Origin of the sequence: Altibacter sp. (assembly GCF_019913785.1) — a bacterium.
GTDB lineage: Bacteria > Bacteroidota > Bacteroidia > Flavobacteriales > Flavobacteriaceae > Altibacter.
In genome coordinates, this window is record NZ_JAIOHK010000058.1 from 21971 (window position 1) to 47353 (window position 25383).

27 protein-coding genes are annotated in these 25383 nt (G+C 39.7%); 8 read left to right on the forward strand and 19 right to left on the reverse strand.

The genetic code is table 11. The annotated features are described in order from the left end of the window. Positions 1–13: 13 nt before the first annotated feature. Both K8F54_RS09705 and K8F54_RS09710 read right to left on the reverse strand, forming a co-directional pair. Positions 14–1054 (reverse strand): AraC family transcriptional regulator, encoded by a 1041-nt coding sequence (locus K8F54_RS09705; protein ID WP_290790157.1) that lies wholly within the window; start codon positions 1052–1054, stop codon positions 14–16. A 46-nt stretch (positions 1055–1100) separates the two neighbouring features. After that, positions 1101–2039 (reverse strand): GDP-mannose 4,6-dehydratase, encoded by a 939-nt coding sequence (locus K8F54_RS09710; RefSeq protein WP_290790160.1) that lies wholly within the window; start codon positions 2037–2039, stop codon positions 1101–1103. A 164-nt stretch (positions 2040–2203) separates the two neighbouring features. Here K8F54_RS09710 and K8F54_RS09715 point away from each other — a divergent pair, with 164 nt between their 5' ends. The 3 genes from K8F54_RS09715 to K8F54_RS09725 are packed head-to-tail and all read left to right on the forward strand — an operon-like array spanning position 2204 to position 5164. Beyond that, positions 2204–2914 carry a glycosyltransferase family 2 protein gene (locus K8F54_RS09715; protein ID WP_290790163.1) on the forward strand — a complete coding sequence of 237 codons (711 nt, stop codon included), beginning with the start codon at positions 2204–2206 and terminating at the stop codon, positions 2912–2914. Then, entirely contained in the window at positions 2911–3543 is a 633-nt protein-coding gene (locus K8F54_RS09720) for a lipid-A-disaccharide synthase N-terminal domain-containing protein (RefSeq protein WP_290790166.1), read from the forward strand. The genes K8F54_RS09715 and K8F54_RS09720 overlap by 4 nt, the downstream gene beginning before the upstream one ends. Beyond that, positions 3530–5164: a glycosyltransferase family 39 protein gene (locus K8F54_RS09725; RefSeq protein ID WP_290790169.1), complete on the forward strand. Its 1635-nt coding sequence runs from the start codon at positions 3530–3532 to the stop codon at positions 5162–5164. The genes K8F54_RS09720 and K8F54_RS09725 overlap by 14 nt, the downstream gene beginning before the upstream one ends. Here the strand turns inward: K8F54_RS09725 and K8F54_RS09730 are convergent. From K8F54_RS09730 to K8F54_RS09740, 3 genes are read right to left on the reverse strand one after another with little or no spacing between them, the layout of a single operon-like run. Then, positions 5148–5720, reverse strand: coding sequence for a phosphatase PAP2 family protein (locus K8F54_RS09730; protein ID WP_290790171.1), 573 nt, complete (start codon positions 5718–5720; stop codon positions 5148–5150). The two genes, K8F54_RS09725 and K8F54_RS09730, sit on opposite strands and share 17 nt — an antisense overlap. Beyond that, positions 5713–5943 (reverse strand): hypothetical protein, encoded by a 231-nt coding sequence (locus tag K8F54_RS09735; RefSeq protein WP_290790174.1) that lies wholly within the window; start codon positions 5941–5943, stop codon positions 5713–5715. Before K8F54_RS09735 ends, K8F54_RS09730 begins: the two co-directional genes overlap by 8 nt. Before the next feature lie 17 nt (positions 5944–5960). Beyond that, the gene (locus K8F54_RS09740) at positions 5961–7340 is read right to left on the reverse strand and encodes an MATE family efflux transporter (RefSeq protein WP_290790177.1); all 1380 of its coding nucleotides are present in this window, start codon (positions 7338–7340) and stop codon (positions 5961–5963) included. 91 nt (positions 7341–7431) lie between these two features. Here K8F54_RS09740 and K8F54_RS09745 point away from each other — a divergent pair, with 91 nt between their 5' ends. Beyond that, positions 7432–7887 carry a DUF1801 domain-containing protein gene (locus tag K8F54_RS09745; RefSeq protein WP_290790179.1) on the forward strand — a complete coding sequence of 152 codons (456 nt, stop codon included), beginning with the start codon at positions 7432–7434 and terminating at the stop codon, positions 7885–7887. A gap of 250 nt (positions 7888–8137) precedes the next feature. Here the strand turns inward: K8F54_RS09745 and K8F54_RS09750 are convergent, their stop codons facing one another. The 10 genes from K8F54_RS09750 to K8F54_RS09795 all read right to left on the reverse strand — a co-directional run bounded on the left by K8F54_RS09750 (position 8138) and on the right by K8F54_RS09795 (position 19284). Continuing rightward, a complete protein-coding gene (locus K8F54_RS09750; protein WP_290790182.1) occupies positions 8138–9619 on the reverse strand; it encodes a helix-turn-helix domain-containing protein in 1482 nt (493 codons plus the stop codon). 194 nt (positions 9620–9813) lie between these two features. Beyond that, complete coding sequence (locus tag K8F54_RS09755) at positions 9814–11226, reverse strand: M20/M25/M40 family metallo-hydrolase (protein ID WP_290790185.1); 1413 nt, start codon at positions 11224–11226, stop codon at positions 9814–9816. A gap of 2 nt (positions 11227–11228) precedes the next feature. Further along, positions 11229–12110, reverse strand: a complete 882-nt coding sequence (locus K8F54_RS09760; RefSeq protein ID WP_290790188.1) for a PPK2 family polyphosphate kinase — start codon at positions 12108–12110, stop codon at positions 11229–11231. A 6-nt stretch (positions 12111–12116) separates the two neighbouring features. Then, entirely contained in the window at positions 12117–13280 is a 1164-nt protein-coding gene (locus tag K8F54_RS09765) for a sigma-54 dependent transcriptional regulator (RefSeq protein ID WP_290790190.1), read from the reverse strand. Positions 13281–13282: 2 nt separating this feature from the next. Continuing rightward, positions 13283–14035 carry a DUF6268 family outer membrane beta-barrel protein gene (locus K8F54_RS09770; protein ID WP_290790193.1) on the reverse strand — a complete coding sequence of 251 codons (753 nt, stop codon included), beginning with the start codon at positions 14033–14035 and terminating at the stop codon, positions 13283–13285. 157 nt (positions 14036–14192) lie between these two features. Further along, a complete protein-coding gene (locus tag K8F54_RS09775) occupies positions 14193–15119 on the reverse strand; it encodes a mechanosensitive ion channel domain-containing protein (RefSeq protein WP_363299619.1) in 927 nt (308 codons plus the stop codon). A gap of 3 nt (positions 15120–15122) precedes the next feature. Beyond that, positions 15123–16430, reverse strand: coding sequence for an ABC transporter permease (locus tag K8F54_RS09780; protein WP_290790195.1), 1308 nt, complete (start codon positions 16428–16430; stop codon positions 15123–15125). 4 nt (positions 16431–16434) lie between these two features. Further along, complete coding sequence (locus K8F54_RS09785; protein ID WP_290790197.1) at positions 16435–17361, reverse strand: ATP-binding cassette domain-containing protein; 927 nt, start codon at positions 17359–17361, stop codon at positions 16435–16437. A 248-nt stretch (positions 17362–17609) separates the two neighbouring features. Beyond that, positions 17610–18734: a molecular chaperone DnaJ gene (gene dnaJ, locus K8F54_RS09790; protein WP_290790200.1), complete on the reverse strand. Its 1125-nt coding sequence runs from the start codon at positions 18732–18734 to the stop codon at positions 17610–17612. Position 18735: 1 nt separating this feature from the next. Further along, the gene (locus K8F54_RS09795) at positions 18736–19284 is read right to left on the reverse strand and encodes a nucleotide exchange factor GrpE (RefSeq protein WP_290790203.1); all 549 of its coding nucleotides are present in this window, start codon (positions 19282–19284) and stop codon (positions 18736–18738) included. A 156-nt stretch (positions 19285–19440) separates the two neighbouring features. Between K8F54_RS09795 and K8F54_RS09800 the strand changes: the two genes are divergently transcribed. Next, positions 19441–20109 carry a YceI family protein gene (locus K8F54_RS09800; RefSeq protein ID WP_290790205.1) on the forward strand — a complete coding sequence of 223 codons (669 nt, stop codon included), beginning with the start codon at positions 19441–19443 and terminating at the stop codon, positions 20107–20109. Positions 20110–20165: 56 nt separating this feature from the next. On the opposite strand, the gene K8F54_RS09805 is transcribed toward K8F54_RS09800, so the two are convergent. The 3 genes from K8F54_RS09805 to K8F54_RS09815 all read right to left on the reverse strand — a co-directional run bounded on the left by K8F54_RS09805 (position 20166) and on the right by K8F54_RS09815 (position 22426). Beyond that, positions 20166–21068, reverse strand: a complete 903-nt coding sequence (locus K8F54_RS09805; protein ID WP_290790208.1) for a TIGR01777 family oxidoreductase — start codon at positions 21066–21068, stop codon at positions 20166–20168. Positions 21069–21228: 160 nt separating this feature from the next. Further along, positions 21229–21894: a tRNA (5-methylaminomethyl-2-thiouridine)(34)-methyltransferase MnmD gene (gene mnmD / locus K8F54_RS09810; RefSeq protein WP_290790210.1), complete on the reverse strand. Its 666-nt coding sequence runs from the start codon at positions 21892–21894 to the stop codon at positions 21229–21231. A gap of 4 nt (positions 21895–21898) precedes the next feature. After that, positions 21899–22426, reverse strand: coding sequence for a DUF4920 domain-containing protein (locus K8F54_RS09815; protein ID WP_290790213.1), 528 nt, complete (start codon positions 22424–22426; stop codon positions 21899–21901). 112 nt (positions 22427–22538) lie between these two features. Here K8F54_RS09815 and K8F54_RS09820 point away from each other — a divergent pair, with 112 nt between their 5' ends. Then, a complete protein-coding gene (locus tag K8F54_RS09820) occupies positions 22539–23606 on the forward strand; it encodes a branched-chain amino acid aminotransferase (RefSeq protein WP_290790216.1) in 1068 nt (355 codons plus the stop codon). Positions 23607–23650: 44 nt separating this feature from the next. Here the strand turns inward: K8F54_RS09820 and K8F54_RS09825 are convergent, their stop codons facing one another. Further along, positions 23651–24037: a nucleoside triphosphate pyrophosphohydrolase family protein gene (locus K8F54_RS09825; RefSeq protein WP_290790218.1), complete on the reverse strand. Its 387-nt coding sequence runs from the start codon at positions 24035–24037 to the stop codon at positions 23651–23653. A 376-nt stretch (positions 24038–24413) separates the two neighbouring features. Between K8F54_RS09825 and K8F54_RS09835 the strand changes: the two genes are divergently transcribed. Both K8F54_RS09835 and K8F54_RS09840 read left to right on the forward strand, forming a co-directional pair. Then, positions 24414–25100 (forward strand): hypothetical protein, encoded by a 687-nt coding sequence (locus K8F54_RS09835; RefSeq protein WP_290790224.1) that lies wholly within the window; start codon positions 24414–24416, stop codon positions 25098–25100. A 19-nt stretch (positions 25101–25119) separates the two neighbouring features. Continuing rightward, the coding region (locus K8F54_RS09840) for a hypothetical protein (protein ID WP_290790227.1) at positions 25120–25383 on the forward strand (264 nt) is incomplete at its 3' end.

Genomic DNA, 25383 nt, shown 5'->3' on the forward strand with positions numbered 1-25383 from the left:
GCCTATATTGGACTTATTCGTTATTTGAAGACAGGGATTTTTTGTATTCGTATGGTGTTAATCCCTTAATTTTCTTATAGGTGGTGTAGAAATTAGACTTTGAATTAAAACCTACTTCGTTGGCAATTCCCATAAGTGTTAAATGGGCATATTGTTCTTTTTGCACACAATTTTCAAATGCTTCCACCCGATATCCGTTTACAAAATCCTGAAAATTGGTATTTAGGTGAATGCTGAGAATCTCTGAAATATATTGTTTTGGGATGTTTAAATTTTGGGACATGGTAGTAAGAGACAATTTAGGATCGGTGTATCCTTTCTCCGTTTCCATAAACGAAATAATCTTATTTTTATAGCCTGCTACCATTTTTTCATTAAGCCCCGAACTTTTATACTTCTCTTCCTTTAAAGCAAGTAAAACTTCCTTAGGTGCAAGAATTAATTTCATCGTAATGAAATAAAATAACAGTGCTACGGTCAATAAAGTAAAAGTGTTGAAATTAGCATCATTGAACAATTCAATTTCTGTGAGTCCAAACCATCCTAAAACCTCATTTACCATGGAAGCACTCATGAGCAAAGCAAGAGGGATCATAAAAATAAGCATCCACTTCTGTTTTTTACTTTGGAACAATCGCACCATGCTGTGTACTAAGTAATACAGAAAGGATAATTCTATTATCAATTCAAAAATTTCTACAGCTAAAACCTCTTCAAACGCAGCAGTAACTTCATAGATCTCATTAATAAAATACGCAATGTTTGGAACAAAATACAGCAGGTCAAGTTTGTTGAATATTTCTCTTCCCGAAACGGAATATTTTACAAAGAGAAATAGGAATGTAATAAACAGCGAAGCATCAAAAAAGAACCAATCTACCCCTTTGGCAATCATATTATTGTCATCGTCACCTAAGATGAAAAATATAATAGAAAGGATACTTCCTATGAGCAACCAGAGTGTAGGTTTTTTATAGGAATCGCGTTTCACGAATAAAACCCCCATTAAAAAAAATCCTTGTATTAAGGCCACTAATTGGATTGCTATAAGCATTGGGTGATGTTTAAAAATTTAGGTTTAGGTCGGACAAGCTATTGGATTAAAAATTCTGCCGAAACCACTTAACTTGCTCCTCCAAGCCTTCCTTTAACGATGTTTTCGGATTGTAATGTAATAATTTTCTGGCTTTATCGATATTCGCACAGGTACGGGCTTGATCTCCGGGGCGAGCCGGTTTGTGCTCCATTGTTATTTTTTTCTGAAGGATTTCTTCCACCGTGGCAATACCTGTGGCGGTGGTGTTCTCTTCTTCGGTACCCAAATTGAAAATCTCTGCATTGCAAACTGCTTCCTTCCCTATCACACTCACAATGCCGTCCACTATGTCTTGTACATAGGTAAAACTGCGTAGGTGTTCCAAACTACCTTCATATAAGGGAAATGACTTGTCATTTAAACCGCAGTCTATGAGTCGGGTATAGAGTTTATCCGGCCGTTCCCGAGGTCCATACACCGAATACAATCGCAACGAACAACTTTGTAAGAGTGCTCTTCGTGAATACGCCAACACCAACTGCTCTGCCGCCAATTTGGTAACACCATACCAAGAAGCGGGCAAGGGCGCTTGATCTTCGGTAAAGGTCGCATTCAAACCATAGATTGAAGAGGTCGCAATATTGACAAAGAATGGTTTGGATAAAAGTGTTTCTATGGTATCAAGGATGCGCTGTGTTCCGAAGAAATTATTGCTGAAATAATCTTCAAACGTACTCGAAATCGAAATGCCAGGTTGTGCTGCGAAATGAAAGATATGTGAAATATCCTCGGTAATAACGCTGCTTAGGTCATCCGTTCTCAAGTCTATCTTTTGAACAGCAATTCCTTTTTTTGCTAAGGCTTCGGCGTTTAACTTTTTTAAAGACACCTCGTAGTAGTCCGAAAAATTATCGATGGCGACTACTTCATGTCCCAAATCGGCTAAGCGTTCGGCCGTATGAGATCCTATAAATCCGGCTGCGCCTGTGACGAGTATTTTCATTCTGTATGTTGTATTCAGAAGTAAAAGTAATAAAATTCAAAAGGGGCAAAACAATATTTGCAATAACTTGTTTAAAAAACTCGGACATAAAATGATTCATTGGCAAACCATTCCACTCCTAACTTAAAAAAAATTACTTTTGCAAAAACCTATTTACATCTTATATGTACGAATTTACCATTATTGTACCGGTTTATAATGAGGAGGATAATTTAGAACGTGTGGAAAAGGAATTGCTGGCCTATACCAAAATAGCCACCAAGAAAACGGCCGTACTTTTTGTGAATGATGGTTCAAAAGATAGGAGTCAGGAGCTAATCGAAGCGATCTGCACCAGAAACAAAGCCTTTTACTTTATCAATTTCAAAGAAAATCGTGGTCTTAGTGCTGCGATTAAAGCCGGGTTCGACCATGTGGAAAGTCCGCTGGTAGGATATATAGATTCCGATCTCCAAACGGCTCCCGAAGATTTTAATTTGTTATTGGAACACAGCGATGAATACGAATTAGTCACCGGTGTTCGCTCCAACCGAAAAGATTCCTTCGTGAAAAACATGTCTTCTAAAATCGCCAATGGTATTCGCCGTGCGTTTACACATGATGGAATGGACGATACCGGATGTCCCTTAAAAGTGATTAAGACCGAGAATGCGAAGCGAATTCCAATGTTCAAAGGCTTGCACCGCTTTTTACCGGCTATGATCTTATTGCAAAACGGCAAGGTGTTGCAAGTACCTGTGCAACATTTTCCACGAATAGCAGGCACTGCCAAGTTTGGTCTGTGGAATCGTTTGCTAGGGCCACTAATGGATTGCTTTGCCTACCTTTGGATGAAGAAAAAGTACATCAACTACGAGATCAAAAGCAAGGGATGAGCAACTGGCTTATTTACAGTATCGGTTTTTTGGCACAGATCCTCTTTTCGGGAAGGCTCATTGTACAATGGATACTTTCAGAAAAAAACAAACGGGTAGTTACTCCTTCCCTATTTTGGAAACTGAGTTTGTTAGCCTCTTTCTTGTTGTTTGTCTATGGGTATCTACGCGACGATTTCGCCATTATGCTGGGACAAGCGCTTACCTATTTTATCTATATAAGAAATTTACAACTGCAGGGAGAATGGCGGAAAGCTCCAAAACTACTGCGATGGTTTTTAGTCGTTTTTCCGGTGATTATTGTGGTCTACGGATACAACAATGGTGAATACGACTTGGAAAAATTGTTTAAAAACGAAGCCATTCCGCTATGGCTTATGTTGTTGGGGATCATCTCGCAAGTTCTTTTTACATTGCGGTTTGTGTACCAGTGGATGTATTCAGAAAAAACCAAGACCTCACAGCTTCCGGTTGGATTTTGGCGTATGAGTGTACTTGGGGCTTCCTTAATTTTAACCTATGCAATTTTTCGGGAAGACCCGGTATTATTTGTTGGTCATATTGCCGGATTGATTATTTATATACGCAATATTTTTATTTGGAAAAAACAGGTCGATGCCAGCGCTTAAGAACAATTATATCGTATTGGTCATACTTACGTGTATCGCCATCTTCTTTGTGAATCTCGATGCCTTGTACGTCAACATCATGGAGGCACGTAACTTTACGACCGCACGTGAAATGTTAAACGACGGGCATTGGCTGCTTACTACGCTAAACGGAGAAGCACGCTACCAAAAGCCGCCTTTACCTACCTGGTTAACGGCTGTTTCGGCGGCCATCTTCGGACTTAAAAGCTTGTTTGCTTTACGATTGCCAGCAGCGCTATTAGCACTACTCTTGGTGGTCACCTCATATAAATTTTCACTTCGGCTAACACAACAAAAGACCTATGCCTTTTTGGCTTCCTTGATCCTGGCGACCTCCTTTTATGTGGTGTCGGCAGGAAGAGATGGCAACTGGGATATCTTTACACACGGCTTTATGATGGTGTGTATCTACCAGCTCTTTTTATTCTTTACCGAGTCTGAAAAAAAATACCAGCGCGCCTTTTTGGCGGCCTTGTTCTTTGGGTTTTCGTTTATGAGTAAGGGGCCGGTATCCATGTATGCGTTGTGGTTACCTTTTTTGATTTCCTTCGGAATAGTATACAGGTACAATAATTTTAAAAGTCGAATCCTGCCGCTAGTATTTTTTTTAGTGATTAGCGTAGTCGTCTCAGGTTGGTGGCATTGGTATACCTATACCTTCGACCCCGAAGCAGTTGCAGCAATCACGAAGCGGGAAACCGAAAATTGGACCGGTTATAATGTACGTCCCTTCTATTATTACTGGAGTTTCTTTACACAAAGCGGAGTGTGGACCATTCCTGCGTTTATAGGCTTGTTGTATCCGTATCTTAAAAATAGAGTATTTAATAAAAAAGCGTATCTCTTTACTTTTTTATGGACCATGGCGTCACTAGTGTTATTGTCTATCATTCCTGAAAAAAAATCACGGTACTTGTTACCGGTACTTATTCCGTTGGCTTTGAATACCGCCTTTTATATCGAGTATTTATTTAGACGATTTGCTGAATTAAAAGACAGACGGGAAACGATCCCGGTCTACTTCAATTTTGGATTAATCGCAAGCATTGGTTTGGTGTTTCCAATTGGCGGATATTTCTTTCTGAAGGATGCACTTGCCGAAAAGTGGATTTGGTTCATCCTACTGGCGGTCGTTTTAGTTACTATTGGCTTTTTTATCTTCCGAAACCTTTTCAGAAAAAAAATAAAACCCGTTTTCTATTTGACCGTGGCCTTTATCGCATCGGTGATCTGTTTTGGAATGCCCTTGGCCAAGACCCTCACCATTAACCCGGAATACAAAGGACTTTCACAATTGAACGATTGGCAGGCTGACACCAATGTCAGGGTATTCGAATTTACCTATTTCACCCCGGAGCTTATCTGGGATTATGGCGATACTATTGAAGTGTTAAAAAAAGAAGATGGCATTGCTATCCCTTCGGAAGTAGCATTTGGCGTTTTGGTTGCTGAAGAAGACCAAGAACTTTTCAGAAAAACCTTTTCTACCTATTCTATTGAAAAAGTAACACGCTACGACATGAATGCCAAGGGAAAGGACGATCGTTCACATAAAACGCGCCTGTGGCGTGACCTCTATTTGGTTAGGAAGCAGGAATAAATCTATGGCGAGCCCAACGCTGTACCTGAAAAAACACGGCTCCAATAATTCCCCCGAAGAACATTCCCGTAATTACATCCAACGGATAATGCACGCCCAAATAAATACGGCTGTAGCCAATGATCACGGCCCAAAACAGCAATAGAAATGGCAGATAGTTATACCACTTTTTCAGCAACAGCCCTAAAAAAACAGCAGCAGCCATGGAGCTTGCAGCATGTGCCGAAAAATACCCGTACCGACCACAGTTTTCAGCGACAAAGCGAATACTGTCTTTTAAACTTGCTACCTGACAGGGCCGCGGACGCTGGATTCCGTATTTAAAAAGATTGGCAAGTTGGTCGGTCGCAGTGATCATCAGTGTGATGGAAACGAGAATAAGGAGTGTTGCCTTAATTCCGAAGTGCTTATATACGAGGTACAATAGTAGAGCGTACAGTGGAATAGACGACCATTTTGCCGTGACCACAAGCCAAAAACCGTCCCAAGTCTCACTCCCTAAGGTGTTGAGAAACAAAAAAAGTTCGGTGTCATATTTCAGTAATTCTTCAATCATCTTCGTAGCGGGCTATTTCTCTATCGTAGAAAGCGGTTGCTTCCCGAATATAATTCTCGGTTTCCGATTCCAATTCCTTTTGATCGTGGTTGTCAAATTCCTCTAGCCATTCTACCTCATCGTTTTCAAGATTGATGATAAACCGGGGGAATTCGGTATGAATTACAAAAATAGCTGTGGGATAATCGGTATTGTCGCCTAATAAGTATTTTGGAAAGTCCATAGTTTAGAGCAATTACATTAATGAATGGATTCTGAATGTACCAATCGTTTCGAAAGATAATTAAATCTAATGAAAAGCATCACCGCCGAGGCTGTAAGTCCGGCCAGCAATCCCATCCATATGCCGGAACTTGCGTATTCGGTATACATGCCAAGGTAAAACGAAATGGGGAATCCAATAACCCAGTACGCAATAAATGTGATAAGCGTAGGTATTTTAACGTCCTGCATTCCTCGAAGCGCGCCAAGTGTCACTACCTGAATGGCATCACTAATTTGAAAAACAGCAGCAATTAGCATGAGTTTTGAAGCAATTGTAACTACTTGGTAGTTGTCCTGAAAATTAGTAGCATCGTCAAAATCGAGGTATAATCTTGGCAGCGTTACGTTAAAGACCATAAATGCAATGGCGAATACCATGGCCAACAACACCGTTAATAGGAAAATAGAAAATGCAATTCGCCGAAGTTCTTTAAAACGCCCCATGCCTTTTTGGTTTCCAACGCGGATCATAGCGGTTACACTAAATCCCATCGCGACCATAAAGGTCATGGATGATAGGTTAAGTGCAATTTGATTAGCGGCCTGTGGATTTTTTCCCAATATTCCTGAAAGCCAAATAGCGGCGGTAAATATGGCCACTTCAAAAAACATTTGCATGGCCGAAGGAAAGCCTAGGTTTAGTACCTTTTTTAACATGCGCTTGGACAGATCGAATAGTTTTATATGCAGTACAAACTCACGGGATTTATAGTGTTGCGACAACATATACCATAGATATCCAACCATAATTACCCGAGAAGCTAGTGTGCCAATAGCAGCCCCTACCACACCCATTTCGGGGGCACCCCATTTACCAAAGATGAACATATAGTTAAGAATCACATTGGCAACGTTTGCAGCAATTGTCGCATACATAGGATACCGCGTCAATGAAAGTCCGTCACTAAATTGCTTAAATGCCTGAAAAATGATGAGGGGAAGTAAGGATACCGCTACTAAATTTAGATACGGCATGGCCAATGCTACCACCTCTTCGGGTTGTTCCATGGCGTACATTAAGGGTTTAGCCAGAAAGACCATAAGGACCAGAGCAATTCCGAGGACCGTACACAAAAAAAGACCGTGCTTAAAGGCCGATTTGCCTGCTTCCACATTCCCTTCACCATCGGCTTCGGCGACAAGAGGTGTAATGGCGGTGGAAAAACCAATTCCAAGCGACATGGCGATAAACATAAAACTATTTCCCAAAGAAACAGCGGCCAGTTCGGCTGTACCTAATTGGCCCACCATGATATTGTCCACGAGTGCAACGACAACATGCCCTAGCATTCCAAGAATTACAGGTGTGGCCAGCGAAATATTGTATTTAAATTCTTTGGTGTAGTTTGAAAGCAAAGCGAATTCTTAAAATGAGGTGCTAAGTTAAAAAACACGCGTACGTAAAAGCACAAAACTTTCTTATATTTAGGTTTTAAATTCTCTTGATATGCAATCCAAGGCCAAAACTCCCGAACAATACATAGATGAATTACCTGAAGATAGAAAGGAGGTAATTTCAAAATTAAGAAAAACTATTCTGGATAATCTTCCCAAGGGTTTTGAAGAGGGAATAGGATATGGGATGCTGGGGTATGTTGTACCACATTCAAAATATCCCGATGGTTATCATTGCGATCCAAAATTGCCCTTACCCTTTATAAGTTTGGCCTCTCAGAAAAATCATATTGGGTTTTACCATATGGGTATTTATAGTGATCCAGAATTAATGCAATGGTTTACTGCGGAATATCCGAAACATGTTTCGGGTAAATTGGATATGGGAAAAAGTTGTATTCGATTTAAGAATATGAATAAAATCCCCTATGAACTCCTTGGAGAATTAGTGCGTAAGGTCACTCCCGATCAATGGATAGCAAGATACGAAGCAGTGATCAAAAATTAAAAACCGTCTGTAAGTTGCTTTACAGACGGTCCATTAACTAACACATAACCTACTTATGGTGTTGTGAACAAAAGCCTGAAAGGTTAAAATTTAATTTGCAATTATCTTCCGTATATAAAGACTAAGTTGAGTGGAAGCGCAATTGCATAACAGGCATTCATTTAACTATATTCAAATATCGTTCGAATGACGAACAAAAAGGGTAAAGCCTATAATCCCTTACTTTTCAGATAGAAAAAAACAAATAAAATTAACTTTGAAGTGACAGCAAGAATTGGGAAGGAGTTTTAGCGTGGATCTTCTTAAAACTTTTATTGAAGGTTACCTTATTGTTAAAACCTACCTCGTATGCGACTTCAATTATACTCATATCTTCCTTATTCTTGAGAATCTCCGAGGCTTCATCAATGCGATATTTGTTGATGAACTCAAAGAAGTTCAGTCCAAAATGCTCATTGATAACCTGCGATGTATTATGCCGTGTCGTATCTAATTTCTCGGCCAGAGAATCTAGATTTATTGTATTAACTCTATAGACTTTCTCTTCCTCCATTAGATGAAGTAATTTTTCTTTTAAGTCTTCAGAAAAACCTGGTGTAAGTCCAGATTTCTTATACTTAAACAAATCTATTGGGTCAACTAATTTAACGGTTCCTTTAAAGATTTCAGGTCGTTCATGTGAGATATATGCCACATAAAATACCAAACCTACCATCACCAAAATCTGTAAATGAATTAAAGAAGGCGCATTGATAATTTTCGTAATTATCCCTGCATAAACAATGTATGAAGCCAGATAGACAAAATTGATAGCCATGATATTTCGTTGCCAAAGCATCTTATTCTTGTCCACTGCATTGCTAGGTGCTTTATTCGACATATAGATTCTATAAATGAGAAAAGCATACACCGCCAAGGATAGAATTTTTACGGTAATAATAGTGTATGCCCCCGGCAGCATAAAACCCTCTTTGTCGAAGATCACATTAAACTTTTCATTGGCCGTCATCATATAATACGGCATAATATAGGCCAATAGCACAATCGAGGGTATTAGATGTAAGCCGTCCCACCATCTAAATTTGTAATTAAATGTGACTCTTTTGAAATAAAAATAGAGTAACGGACCATACAAAAATGAAAAGGTAGTTGATATAAAAAGTGAATGTGGTAAGTGATACTGATAATTTATCACGTAGAGACTTAGGTGCAAAATGAACAGCGAATGGAATAAGACAAATAGTCCAATTAACAAATTGCCTTTTCGATCTACTTTTTTCTTGAGCACTAAAATGAGGAAAATATAGAACCCCAGGAATCCAGCATACAGGTACAGGACAGACAAAAATGTAAATTCCGGGGTATATTGTTCTTTAATATTCTGGTAGGCGACCGAATCCTTTATATTGGCAAATAAGTGATCATTTAAGATCGATAGGTCGGTCGTTGCACCAATGTATTTTAAAATATATTCGGAAGCGATCTCCGGTTCATTATCATTGGCAAATGAAATGGCGTGCGCCTTAAATGCCTCAATAGAATCCTGGGACATATTAAGTACTTCATTCACATCGGCCAAGACAAACTTTATCCTACCATTTTCATATTTTTCAACTCTGAAATCGGGTAAGTGATGCTCGGCATTGGATTGTGTCAATCCAACAATTGTCCAAAAACAGAACAACAGCAAAGCAAAATTCCGAAAGAATGCTATTTGGAAAGTACGTCTCACACGAATTGGTTTGATTTACTTAAAGATACGATTAGTTTCCTAAAAATAGAGTCAATAGGTATATGCCGATAATAGTTTACTAATAAATGTTAGTAAATTTTAGCTATTTAAAGGTAAGCTTTTATCATTAAACGCTTGTATTTTAACGTTTTTGAGGATTATTTAGAAGTTATTTTTAACAAATTGGCAGTTTTTTAGTTTTTAATAGGAGTTGCCTCGGTTTTGGTGCCATAGGTATCCATCAAATAAATCAAACTAGCCATGGCCGCCCCACCCAATTCCAATTCACGTTTATTTACGGCATCAAATGTATCGCTTGCGGCATGATGGTGATCAAAATATCGTTGCGTGTCCGGTCTTAAGCCGGCGAGGACAATCCCATCCTCTTTCAATGGACCAATATCTGCTCCGCCACCACCTTTTTCAAAATAATGGATCAGATAGGGTTCAAATAAGGATGTCCAACTTTTAATTTGCATAAAATTAGCCGAATCGGCATCGACGGTAAAGCCACGAGGTGTAAATCCGCCAGCATCACTTTCTAAGGCAAATACATGTTTTTCTCCCTTGAGTTTTGCCTCTTCTGCATATTTGGTGCCACCACGCAGTCCGTTTTCTTCATTCATAAACAAAACCACACGTATACTGTGCTTCGGTTTATAGTTTAGTTTTTTGAACAAGCGAAGTACTTCCATAGATTGCACACAACCTGCACCATCATCATGAGACCCATCTCCCAGATCCCAAGAATCCAGATGACCACCCACTATCATATATTGATTTGGGAAGGTAGATCCTGTTATTTCGCCAATCACATTATACGACTGTACATCCTCATAGGTTCTACAATTCTGCTTAAAATAAAAAGCTAGATCCGGTTTTAATTTTAAAGCGCTGCTCAAATAATCTGCTCCGTTTGTACTAATGGCACAAGCAGGGATACGCAGATTGACCGGTGTATCACCATAGGTCATAGACCCTGTATGAGGTAGATCGTCCTGTCTTAAATTCATGGAACGCACTACAACGCCCACGGCACCGTACTTTGCAGCCTCCATAGCTCCTGCGTACCGTTGGTCCACACAACCGCCATACGATTGAAAAGTATTGATTAAATTGGCCTGCATGGGTCTATTGTAGAAAACGATCTTTCCTTCAATACCGGCCCGTCCAATTTTCTCCAAATCTTCAATCCCCGATACCTCAACGACCTGTGCTTTTAAACCACCGTCCGGAGTTGCTACCGAACCGCCCAAGGCACAGATATTCGTTGTAGAGCTAATACCGGGAGCCGTTTGAATATAGGCGTATTCTGCCACACCTCGTGTCCATTTTGGCACCATCACCGGCTGCAGCCAAACCTTATCAAGCCCCAGTTTATTTAGTTCTGCTTCGGTATATTTTACGGCTAATTCGGCTTCGAGAGAACCGGACAACCGGCCTCCTATTTCGTTTGAGAGATAATCCAGCCAATCGTAGCTTTTTCCATCCAATAAGGCCGCATCAAAAATATTTTTTATAATAAGTGAATCTTCCACATGACCCTTTTGTGAAATCACTTCAGAAGAAAAAATTAGGGCAATTAGCAATAGAAGTAGGTTTCTCATTCTTACTTTTCGTTTTGGAGTTGTTGTTTATAATCTGAAATTTTTGCCTTGATCTCGTCATCCAATTCGGGCTCAACAATGTCTTTGTATTTTTTGAGCTCTTCCAAAAGTATAGATGCCACTAAAAGCCTGGCCATTGGCTTATTATCTGCCGGAATGTTATACCAAGGAGCATGAGTTTTTGATGTTCGATTTAGAATGTCTTCGTAACAGGTCATATACTTTGACCAAAGCTTTCTTTCATCGAGGTCGCCGGGAGAGAATTTCCAGTTTTTGTTGGGCTTATCCAAACGTCGCAAAAGCCTATTTTTCTGTTCTTCCTTTGAAATATTTAAAAAGAATTTAAAGATCAACGTACCATTTTGAGCGATCGTCTTCTCAAAGGCATTGATCTGCTCAAATCTGCGGTCCCAAAATGTCGAATCAATATCGTCCGTACTTTGGACATCGGGTAAAAATTCGCCTAAAATATAAGAGGGGTGTACCCGTGTCACCAGAAGATTCTCATAGTGAGTCCGGTTAAAAACACCAAATTTTCCACGGGCAGGCAAAGCGATATAATGACGCCATAAATAATCGTGTTTTTTTTCAAGATCTGTAGGGACCTTAAAACTATATACTACCACTCCGCGGGCATTAAAATCCTTAAACACTTCACGAATCAAGCTATCCTTCCCAGCTGTGTCCATGCCTTGCAAACATACCAGCACAGCATATTTGCCATGTGCATAGAGGGTATCCTGTAGATCCCCCAGTTTTCGCCTTGTCTGCTTCAACTGTTTTTCCAATGCTGCTTTAGAAGCGACAACGGGCAGTCTGGTTGGAAGTTCCGAAATATTTACAGGCTTATCAATTAGGCAGATTGAAGTATCAAGAGATTCCATAATATTTTATTTAGTTGCAAATAGTTTTACATCTTCCTCACTGACTTCGCTGCCACCTAATATAATAAGTCGTTCCACTACATTTCGCAATTCACGAATATTTCCGGTCCAATCGTATTCCTGCAATAACTTAAGCGCTTTGGCTGAAAACTTTTTTTCGGAGGTGCCGTGTTCTTCGGTAATTTTTTTTGTGAAATAATCCACCAACAAAGGAATATCTTCCCTGCGTTCGTTCAATCCCGGTACTTTTATCAAGATAACGGCCAAGCGATGATACAGATCTTCTCTGAAGTTTCCTTCTTCAATTTCTTTTTTTAGATTCTTATTAGTAGCAGCAATCACGCGAACATCCACCTTTATATCTCTATCGCTCCCCACGCGCTGTACTTTATTTTCCTGAAGCGCCCGTAATACTTTAGCCTGTGCCGAAAGGCTCATATCCCCAACTTCGTCAAGGAATATCGTTCCGCCGTTAGCGGCTTCAAATTTACCCGCCCTGTCTTTATTAGCCGAAGTAAAAGCTCCTTTCACATGCCCGAATAATTCGCTTTCGATAAGTTCACTGGGAATAGCAGCACAATTCACTTCGATCATGGCACCATTGGAACGTTCACTTTTTTGATGTAGCCAATGTGCTACTAATTCTTTTCCTGTTCCATTGGGACCTGTGATGAGCACCCGCGCTTCTGTTGGTGCTACCTTCTCGATCATATCCTTGATTTGGAGAATCGCTTTAGATTCACCTATCATCTCATAATTTTTACTCACCTTCTTTTTAAGCCGTGTATTCTCAACCACAAGTTCTTTTCGGTCCAAGGCAATGCGAACGGTATTCAACAGTCTATTTAAATCTGGAGGTTTCGAGATATAATCAAAGGCTCCCAATCGCATCGTATTTACGGCCGTATCCAAATCGCCATGTCCCGAAATCATCACAATAGGAATTTCAGGTTTTATTTTTTTTACGGCTTCCAGGACTTCCACCCCATCCATCTTAGGCATTTTTATATCACAAAGTATCAAATCGAAATCTTCCTTTTTAACAAGTTCGACACCTGCAAGTCCGTCTTCGGCTTCAACCACTTCGTAGCTATCACTTTCTTCGGAAAGGATTTTTACCAATACGCGTCGAATCGCAGCTTCATCTTCAATAATTAGTATTCTTGCCATTGTTATATTTTGAATTTAAGTCCGCCCCTAAAATATAATGTATTTTCTTCATTGATCTTGTAGAGGTTATTTCGTTCGGTATCCCGCAATCGGATTTCATTAAAAAATGTATGTCCGCTATAGACATAAACCAATAGATTTTTAGTGAATAAATGTTCATAACCCAGACCGCCGAAAATTAGGGTCATCGAAATATTATCTGCATTGGCACTTGAACCATCGGGATATGTCACTAGCAAATCCCTTTGTATATTCGAAAAGAACCCGTCCAGAGTAATAAACCCCTGAATGGCATTTTTAGTATTTATGTTGTATTTAATATTCGTTTTGGGACTGCCCAGCGAATACGACCATTTAGGATGGAATTCTCTGTAGTAGTTTATTATAGGGATGGGAAACGGACGCCCGGCATTCGTAGAATATTGCAGTCCAATAATAAATCTGTTTGGCTTTTCAACTTCATCACCGGTATTGTCTTTTATCAGGTAAAGTGCTCCGGTGTACCGGATATCTCGATTTTTCACCGTGCGTTCTTCAAAATTTGAAGCGATTTCAAAGCCCGATTTTAGCCCAACTCGCCACTCATTTTTCATCTTAAACGTATACGCTAAGCTCACCCGAAACATTTCAAACTTCCCCAAAGTAGCTACACTGAACGGTACCGGGTCTTCAAAATCGAGGTCCAAATTACGGTATTCAACTCCCGGAACTAGATAGCTGCTATTACCCCAACCCAGTTTAATCGGAAAATTCACAAAAGCGCGTACACGGTTTACAGAATTATCAGATTTGGATTGTGGTATAAATGTATATTCAAGACGAGCAAGATCTGTTTCTTGAGAAAAAAGCGATAACATACAGAACAAACTGCAAACAACTAATAAAAAGAGTTTTTTCATAAATAATATTCCATTAATCGTCCGCCATATTTGCAGAAATATCAGAACCTTTCTGATTCGTAAAAATATGAACATCTCGTTGCGGAAATGGAATGCTTATATTATGCTCGCGGAATAAGGAGTCGACCTTAAAGCGTATGTCACTTTTTATTTTAGGATCGATAAAGCTGTCTGTTATAAAAAAATACACACTAAAGGCGAGTGCAGAATCTCCAAAATCCTCAAACAATACAAATGGTTTCGGATTTTTTAGAACTCCTTTTTGATTCGAAACACTTTCCAATAGCAATGCTTCAACCTTTTTAGTATCACTACCATAGGCCACACCAACACTAACCATTTCACGGGTTGTATTATGATTTTGCGTATAATTAAAAATGGTATCAGTGATGAATTTATGATTCGGGATGACCACTATTTTGTCATCACGAGTAAGAGCTCGCGTGGTTCGGAGTTTAATATCCATCACGCGTCCTATTTTCCCATTTATTTCTATAACATCTCCAACTAATAAGGACTTGTCTATAATTATAAAAATACCACCAATAATATCTTGAAATAGTACTTGTAACGCAAGTCCCAGTCCTACCAAAAGTGCAGCAGATGCTGCCAAAAATGGAGTAATGTTAACACCAGCCAGACTAAGAATGGTAAAAACAACAACGATATAGGTTACGTATTTGATAAACTTAAAAACGCTTATGAATTTAAGTTTGTCGGTCGTTTCCATCTTCCGAGTGAAAAGAATCCTTACCCACTTCAGAAAAAAGCTAGCAATTACAAATGACACAACAACAAGGAGTAACAGTCCAACCGTAATGCTGATTTGTTTTTCACCTTGTCCAAATACAAATCCCCAATCGAGAACTTCTTGGATAGTACCCCAAATATCATCTTTTACAACCTCTGTTATTTTTTCTGTTACGTTCTCTTCTTGCACTATTTAATATTTAAGCCATTTAATTAGTTCGCGATAGCTAGGTTTTTTACCATACATTAAGATACCCACCCGATAGATTTTAGCCGCAAACCATACGGTTCCGATAAAAGTAGCAAATAAAATTACAACTGAAAGAATTTGTTGCCAAAGTGGAACTCCGAATGGGATACGCATAAGCATTACCACCGGGGAGGTAAACGGGATATAAGAGAACACCTGAGAAACCGTGCCATGCGGATTGTCAATCACGGTAAAAAATCCAACGTACACTGCCAAAATAAGCGGCATTAAGATAGGAAGCATAAACTGCTGTGTATCGGTCTCGCTATCTACGGCAGCACCAATGGCAGCATAAAGGGAGGCATATAAAAGGTATCCCCCCACAAAAAACAGAATAAACATCACAATTAGATTTGCAATAGGAAGTTTACTTATTTCCATCATCACTTCCTGCACCATACTGTCTGTAGCCAAACCTCCACTTTCCAGCATTTCTTGCTGTGGCGCTTGAACCGAAGTCGGGTCTATGCCCAAAATAGAGGTCATTAAAGCACTTAAAACACCAATTAAGATAACCCATGCCAAAAATTGGGTAATTCCAGCCAGAGTAGTTCCAAAGATCTTACCGAGTAATAATTTCATGGGCTGCACCGAAGAAATAATCACTTCAATAATTCGGCTGGTCTTTTCTTCAATAACACTCCGCATGATCATATTGCCATAGATAATTATAAACATAAAGAGCAGGTATCCGGCGGCACCGCCAAAGGCTAATTTTAAACCCGATCCTAACTTCGATGTTTCCTCCCCTTTGTAGGTTTCAAGATTTGCTTCTACCCTTATTCGAAGCGACTTAATGGTTTGCGCATCGATGCCCGCTTCTTTCAGTCGTAACGTATTGGCTTTTTCGGCTATGGCATCTTCTATATCATCCATCACCATCAGCGATGGGGAATCTTCCGAATAAAAGGTGGTTGCATTGGAAAGGGCTTTAATACTGTCGGTCTTTGGAATATATAACAGCCCGTAATCGCCATTCTCTTCGGAAGTAATTTTGGCTTCCGCAAGCGTAACCCCATTAAGCATCGTGTATTGTAGACCGGGCGTACTTTCAAATTGATCTGAAAAAAGTCCACTTTCATCCAGAACAGCTATGGTTCTAATCTTATCGTTATTTAGTTCAGAAAGATAGGCAACCAACGTAAAGATACCCACCATGATCAAGGGGCTGAGGAAGGTCATAATAATAAACGATTTATTCCGAACCTTGTTTAAATACTCTCGTTTTATAATGAGTGAAAGATGATTCATTACCCTAGTTTTTTTGGACGGTTTCAATAAAAATATCATTTGCTGACGGGATAACTTCTACGAAATGCGTTAGCTGTCCCTTGCTTATTAAGTAACTTGCCAGATCATTAGCCGAAGCGTTCGCCGGAAGTTTTATTTTGTACTGAAGTTCATCATTAATGCTTTTAAACGAAGCAGGGAAAACTTCGAATCGCTCTTTCAATGCCGAAGTGACACCATTCGGATCGTTGGTATGTATACCCACTTCGAAGGTATTCGACTTATACGCGCGTTTAATATCGATGAGTTTTCCGTCTAATATTTTATTCGATTTGTGAATTAGTGCGATGTGGTCACACATCTCCTCCACCGATTCCATGCGGTGCGTTGAAAAAATGACCGTTGCTCCATCATTCCGTAATTTTAGGATTTCATCCTTTATCAGGTTTGCATTGATAGGATCGAAACCACTAAATGGTTCATCGAAAATAAGTAGTTTGGGTTCATGCAACACAGTGACCACAAACTGAATCTTTTGTGCCATACCCTTTGATAATTCCTGAACTTTCTTATTCCACCAGTCTCCAATTTCCAGGCGCTCAAACCAATGTTTTAAGCGAACCTTTGCTTCCTGCTTTGACAAGCCTTTTAATTGGGCCAGATAAAGGGCTTGTTCACCTACCTTCATTGTTTTATACAAACCGCGTTCTTCGGGTAAATAACCGATGTGCTGAATATGATGTGGTTGCAACGCTTCCCCATCCAAAATAACATGCCCGGTATCGGGCATGGTAATCTGATTGATAATGCGAATGAACGTTGTTTTTCCGGCACCATTAGGGCCTAAAAGTCCAAATATGCTTCCTTTGGGCACTTCAATTGAAATCTTGTTAAGGGCTTTAAAATCGCCAAACGATTTGGAAACATTTTCAGCTACTAAGAGTTTTTCCATAGAAAAATGTAAGAAGTTATAAAGATATTGAATTGCAAACGAAGCAAAACTAAGTATTAAGAGTAATTTATGTTGTTTGTAGGCCAACGCGCCTATTTGTTACATAATTTTGAAAAGATCTGAAAACAAAACCCACCCTAAAAATATGCCAAGGGTGGGAAAAAAATTGCTATGAAAAAGAAAAATTATCGCCGTTAGAATTAGCGATTCCCAAATATAATTAAAAATATTAGAATATTAACTTTTTCTTAAGAAAACATGTCCTTTACCTTTTCGAAAAACGACTTGTCTTCCTTCTCGGGTTTGGGTTGAAAATGATCGTCATTTGACATTTTTTCAAAGAATTCTTTCTGTTCTTTACTCAGCGATTTTGGCGTCCAAACATTAATGTGAACTAACAGATCACCGGTGCCATACCCATTTATACTTGGGATTCCCTTGTTTCTGAGTCTCAATATTTTTCCGCTTTGAGTTCCCGATTCTATTTTAATACGCACCTTTCCGGTTACCGTATCGATCTCCTTGGATGTCCCTAAGGCAGCCTCAGAAAAACTAATATACAGATCGAAATGTAGGTTGTCTCCTTCCCTTTGTAAGGTAGGATGTGGCTTCTCTTCGATGGCTACTAAAAGGTCTCCGGCTATTCCATTTCCCGCTGCATCGTTACCTTTACCCGACACTTTTAATTGCATACCATCAACCACACCGGCCGGAATTTTTATAGACACCGTTTCTTCCGTCACCAACATGCCGTTTGCATCGGCATTGGCAGGTTTTTTATCGATTATTTGTCCACTACCACCACACGTACTACAGGTAGCTGAAGTTTGCATCCTTCCCAAAATTGTATTTTGGATACGAGTGACTTGACCATGTCCATTACAGGTTCCACAAGTGGAATAAGTAGTTCCCTGCGCTACTTTTTTCCGCTTTACCTTTATCTTTTTCTCAACGCCGTTGGCAATTTCTTCTAAACTCAGTTGAACTCGTATACGAAGGTTACTTCCTTTAACGGTTCTTCTACCACCGCCAAAACCACTAAAGCCTCCAAAACCTCCACCGCTGCCACCGCTAAATGCACCGCCAAAAATATCCCCAAACTGACTGAAGATATCATCCATATTCATACCGCCGCCACTAAAACCACCGCCTTCAAAGGCCTGATGCCCAAATTGGTCATAGCGTGCTTTTTTATCAGGGTCGCTTAGTACTTCATAGGCTTCGGCTGCTTTTTTAAAGCGCTCTTCTGCTTTGGCATCCCCCGGATTTTTATCTGGGTGATATTCAATGGCCTTCTTTCGGTACGCCTTTTTTATCTCGGCGGCCGATGCTCCTTTAGCGATACCTAATATTTCGTAATAATCTTCCTTCATATTATTGTCCTATAACCACTTTTGGAAAGCGGATAATTTTGTCACCAAGAGTATATCCCTTTTCAACAACATCGATAATCTTTCCCTTTAAGTCTTTACTAGGTGCCGGAATCTGTGAGATTGCTTCGTGAATCTCTGCATCAAATGCATCACCTTGAACTGTTGAAATAAGCTCCAAGCCTTTTAAACGCAAGGTCTCACGAAATTTATTACTGATGAGTTCAACGCCTTTTAACAGTGTGTCGTCTTCCGATCTTTCAATCTCTTTTAAGGCGCGATCAAAATCGTCCATGACTGGTAGTAAGGAAACCATTACGTCCTGACTTGCCGTTTTGAATAATTCGATACGCTCACGGCCGGTTCTTTTTTTATAATTCTCAAATTCGGCAAATAACCGCAAATAGCGATCCCTTTCGGTCTCTAAATCAGATTGGAGTTTCGCCACAGGGTCTTCTTGTTCTTTCTTTGATTTTTTATCAGAAGTAGTTTGCTCTTTTGTTTTCACTTCCTCTTCAGCAATGGCCTCTTTGCCTTTATCTTTTTTGCTCATAAATGAGTTCATTTTCAGTTTAAATCACAGGAAGCAAAAGTACTGCCAATTCTTATAATTTGTCAAAATGTCACCTTTTATTTTAATAAATAATTATGATAAAAACAGTTGTCATCTTGATACTTTTGCCCGCTTAACTATAAAAAAAAGAATCGCATGAAAAGAATTGTTTTAAACATCACTTTTGCAACACTGTTATTAACTGGATTGGTTGCTTGTAAAGAAAAGGGGGGCGACGCCACTACGGGAGAGGCACAAGAAGTGGCCGAAGCTACTGCAACCGCAACAGACTATCAAGTAAATACTGAAATATCACAGATTGTTTGGCTTGGACAAAAACCTACCGGAAAACATCACGGTACCGTACAACTTGCATCGGGAACCTTAGCGGTAAGTGAAGGAACCATTGAGGCAGGTAAATTTACTATTGACATGAATTCTATTACCGATCTTGATTTGGAAGGTGAAATGAAGGAAAATTTAGAAGCACACCTTAAAGGAACTGTCGCCGGAAAAGAAGGAGACTTCTTTGACGTAACTAAATATCCGGTTGCCTCATTCGAATTGACCGGAATTTCCAAAAAGGAGGGTAAATCTATGGTAGCAGGAAATCTAACAATTAAAGAAAAAACACATGCTATCGAATTTCCCGCTACAATTTTAACGGAAGATACTATGATAACTCTTAGCAGTGAGCCGTTTCAAATAGACCGTACAAAATGGGATGTAAATTATGGATCAAAAACTATTTTTGGTGATCTGGGAGATAAATTTATCAATGATATGATTGAGTTAACCATTAAGGTGGTTGCGAACAAATCGTAAAACACAAATAGATTTTATTATTAGATGTTAGGGCGGCCAATGGCCGCCCTAATAATTTATAGCAAATCGGAAATTGCTGCTTCTAGGTTAAAATACTGAAAGTGATATTTGTGCTCTTCGATCTTACGGGAACTCACTAATTGTCCTTCCAGAATTATCTGAGACATTTCCCCCAATACACCTTTTAACAAGAAAGCGGGAATATTTGGAAGCCACAAAGGCTTTCCTAGTTGCGTCGCAATCTGCTTCGTAAGCTTCTTTTGCGTCACCGGATTGGGGGCTACTCCGTTGTACACGCCTTCCAATTCATTTTGAAGGATATGAAAATAAATTCCCACAATATCATCAATATGAATCCAGGATTGCCATTGGTCACCGCTTCCTAAAGGTGCTCCTATCCACGACCGAATGGGTTTAGTCAACTTAGGCAAAGCGCCCTCTTCCGAAGATAAAACAAGCCCGGTACGCACTTTTGCCACATCAATTCCCGCGGCTTTAAATTGATCGGCTCCCGCCTCCCAAGCTGCGACAACCTTGCCTAAAAAGCGAGTATCCCTTTCGGTATTTTCTTCGGTGTATAATTTTGTTTTTGAAGCCGGATAAATGGCTATCCCACTGGCTGAAATAAAATGCCTAATATCGTGCTGAATTGTGCGTAGGGTATTAAAAATTAGATCGGATGTCTGAGTCCTACTTTCCAGTATCTCTTTTTTATACGATGCAGTCCATCGCTTTGAAACCGAGGCTCCTGCCAAATTAACAATCACACTTACCCTGTGAAACGCCTTGGAATCAATCTCTTTTTTTATGGGATTCCAATAAAATCCTTTGTAGTTGGGTTTGTCTTCAATTTTCTCCTTGCGAGTCGTTAAATAATGAACAACCATCCCCGCTTGCATACATTTCGCGGTCAATTCCTTACCAATAAGACCGGTTGCACCTGTAATTAATACTTTCATTAAAATAGTTTACAAAAAGATACAAATTGCATCGAAAAAAGCAGCTGCCTTTAACGGAACATTGTGAGAAACACCGCTCACTTTGTCGCTCGTAACATCTGGAAAAACCGAATGTCACTCACTTAGACACTCGTAACATTTGGAAAAAACCGAATGTCACTCACTTAGACGCTCGTAACATTTCACGTTTTCCCGGTGGACCGGGTAAGCGACTCACGGTAAACCCCACCGTTTGCATCGCCCTTCGAACGCTTCCCTTGGCTGCATAAGTGACCAAGACACCTCCCGGCACAAGTGCTTCGAACATTTTTTTGAAAATGGCCTCTGTCCAGAGTTCGGGTTGTACACGTGCCCCAAACGCATCAAAATAGATGAGTTGATATTGCTTATGGTCTGCTATTTCTGAAAAAAACTGTTGCCGTTTGGTCAGTTGAAAATTTCGGCTTATTGCCGAAGCAACCTCCCATGGGATCTTGTGAAGTCTAAAAAAATCATTTTCCGAAGCATTCAATTTTTTCGGATAATTCAATTGTGCTACTTCTGAAAAAGCGACCGGATAGGCTTCAATCCCCGTATAATGGACCTGCCAAGAATTCCTTTCCGCCTCCAGAAGGGTAAGAAAGGCATTTAATCCCGTACCGAAACCAATTTCCAAAATCGAAATGTGTTCGGTAGCATTTTCAGCGAGAAAATGGTGTAATCCCGTTTGAATAAATACGTGTTGGGCTTCGGCTATTGCACCGTGTTTTGAGTGGTATTGTTCATTCCATTCCGGTAGATGAATCGTTACCGATCCATCCCCGGTTGTAAGGAATTCACGTTTCAAAATCTTATTGTTTTTCGGCCTCGCCCGTAACGGTGGTAGGAATTAAGACTCCAGAGGAAATAAAAGAGAGTGTCCGTTTTGGTTCGGTAATGGCTTCAATTTCTTCTTTGGTCTTTCCGGCATCTTCAGCAAAGTGTCTCTGGTCTTCCACACTCATTTCTTCCACAAAAGCTACCCCATCAACTATCACTTCCTGTCCCGCAATATCTTTCGGCATAAAGAAACCATAGTCCTTAAACTTGACCATCGCCTCGTTTTCGCCCAAATCCAATCGCATCCAACATCCTTTGTTTTGACAAACCTCCTTTACTTCGGAAGAAAATTTAACGGCTACGGTATCCCCGAGTTGGAGGCTATTGTATTTCTCGATAATTTCTGACTTTGATAAAACACCATCATCCGATATTTTTTCGCCAAAAGTATCATATGTCATGGCAGTTTCCTCCACTTCATTCAAGGGTACTTCTTGTTTCTTATTTTCGTTACAGCCTATTAATAGGGCAAAAGTTGCTATAAAAAGTAAATGCTTCATTTTGTTTTTTTTCAATGTTTAATTAGCTATTAAGATACTGCAATTTTAATACTTTTTTAGGTTTTTTATGGTCAAAATTTTGTATAATTTTGTACGCTAAAACCACCTCTTCATGAATTATATCACCCAAGATAAAGTCTCCGTAAAAAAATCGAATACCTCAAGATTACAAGAAGTTGATTTTAGCAACTTAGTCTTCGGAAAAACCTTTACCGATCATATGTTTGAATGTGATTATAAAGACGGGGCGTGGGTGAACCCAACAATTCGACCCTACGGACCCTTATCCATGTATCCCGGAGCTAAAGTGTTTCACTATGGGCAGGCCGTTTTCGAAGGCATGAAGGCGTATAAAGATGACAGCGGAAAGGTGTTTTTATTTCGTCCTGAAGAGAATTTTCTGCGAATCAACAAGTCGTCCAAACGATTGGCCATCCCGGAATTCCCGAAAGATCTATTTTTTGAAGCCATGCATAAGTTGATGGAATTAGACCGGGAATGGGTCAGACCCGGACTTGGAAACTCATTATACATTCGGCCGTTTGCAATGGCGACCGAAGAAGGGGTCTCTGCATCCCCTTCAAATGAATATAAATTCATGATCCTATTATCCCCTGCGCAAGCCTATTATACCGGCGACGTCAAAGTATTGATTGCCGAAAAATACAGTCGTTCGGCAAATGGTGGTGTGGGAGCTGCCAAGGCTGCCGGAAATTATGGAGCACAGTTTTACCCTACCAATCTAGCTCGCGAAAGAGGTTTCCAACAAGTTATTTGGACCGATGCCAATACACATGAATATTTGGAAGAAGCCGGAACCATGAACGTCTTTTTCAGAATAAACGACACCTTGATAACGGCCCCAACCGGAGACCGAATTCTTGATGGTATTACCCGTAAAAGTGTTATTGCGTTAGCAAAAAGAGATGGCATTCAGGTTGATGAACGTCCCTTAACCGTCACCGAATTACTGGCGGCTGCGAAAGACGGCAGTCTTAAAGAAATCTTTGGGACAGGCACGGCTGCGGTGATAAGCCCGGTGAGCGCATTTGGATACCAAGACAAGGTATACGAACTTCAAAAAGTTGAAAATGGATTCGCATCCAGATTTAAAAAGGAGCTTATGGACATTCAATATAATAGAAGCGAAGACCCTTATGGCTGGCGCTATGAAGTGTAATGCTCTTTTGTTTGAAGGGACAGCTGCTTTAAAAAATTGAGCGTTTATTTTTCTAAGATAGCTTGAATATTTGGCTTAAAATAATTGGGGCCCTTTAACACCTTTCCATCTTCTCGATAGATAGGTTTCCCATTGGCACCCAGCTTACTCATATTACTGCGTTGAATTTCATTAAAAACTGCTTCAATCTTATGCTGCATGCCGTGTTCGATAATGGTACCACACAAGATATAGAGCATATCGCCCAGTGCATCGGCGACTTCTACGAGATCATTATTATTGGCCGCTTCTAAATACTCCTCATTTTCTTCGCGCATTAATTTATAACGCAGTAAGTTTTTGGCCTCCCCAAGGTCACCCACAGGTGTTTCATTACTTCCCAAACCAAAAGCATCGTGAAATTGACGAACTGCAGCAATTTTATTTTTCATATTTCTCTCCCAATAAGATGGGTAACTATTTAATTTGTATTGTATTTTTGTATTTGTAAAACTACAAATTAATGTTTAGCACCAACCAACTAATTTTCGCGATTTGCTTCGTAATTGCTTTTAGTGTATTCATCATTATAAGTTATAGAATGGATAGAAAGCTTGACAAGAAATACTATAAAGGCACCTTTTGGATCTTGGTTGGATTTATTGTTTTTGTACTCTTGCTTCTTGCTATAAAGACCTTTTTGAAGGGCTAATTATGCTGAAATTAAGCAACTTATTCCTCCCCTTACACATCTTTTAAATTTTTAAGAAATAGGATTATCCGATTTTTTAATATACTTTTAACATTAAACTAACTAAAACCAAAATTATGTTAAAAAAGATTACTCTTTTAACGTGCCTATTGTTATTGGGGAACATTTGTAGCGCACAAGAATCTGACACAGACAAAACCCCTCCCTTAGACGAAAATTTCACAGCAAGAGGACAAGACGTCATTGATTGGCGCGAGAGCTCTGTGGGACTTTTCTTTATGCCCTTACCCTTGAATATTGATAATATTGAAATTGAACGCGGAAATGGTACAGAAACACTGCAAGGAAGTGATAACCTTTTTAGTGTAGGTTTTGGCCTTTCTCTCAACTTCGATTTTGATGCTTCTGGCTCTGGATTAGGGAATATCACATATTTTGCCATCATTTTTGGTTCTGGAGATTATTCGCTTCAGGCCATGGATCTTTTTACAGCAGTTAAGTACGATATTAAACTAGGACCGCTAAGTAAGTTTGAGCTATCCCCCTTATTGGGAGTAGGTAATCTGGCATTTAGCGATACCGATTCCTCCCAAAATGTTGGAAGCTCATTGTACGTTTCGGGCGGAGCTCGAATAACATGGTTGGCCGCAAAGGACTTTTTTGTTGGAGCCGATTTACAATCTGTACCTCTTGTTTTTAATACTGAAAAATTATTGGGGGTCGAAGATGAAGTAAATAGTGCTAAACTTAAGTATACGTTCCCGGTGCAGGTAAACCTTTCACTTCGTTACAACATATTTTAATATCTCAAAAACTACACAAATGAAAAACTATATATATATAATAGCACTAATTGTGATGGCTACTTTTTCTTCTTGCGAAAGCGAGGTTTCATTTTTAGAATTAGCCGAATCACAAGGATTTGCCTTTACCGGCTCGACCCAAAGTATTCAGGAATTGATAGGTGCCGACGCCTACCAGAAGCTAACACAAGATCTGGGAATAATTGTTAACACAGGGGACAATCCTCCAAACATTAATGGAAACTATCCAATTTGGGAAGTGGAAATCGCAGCAGACATAGCA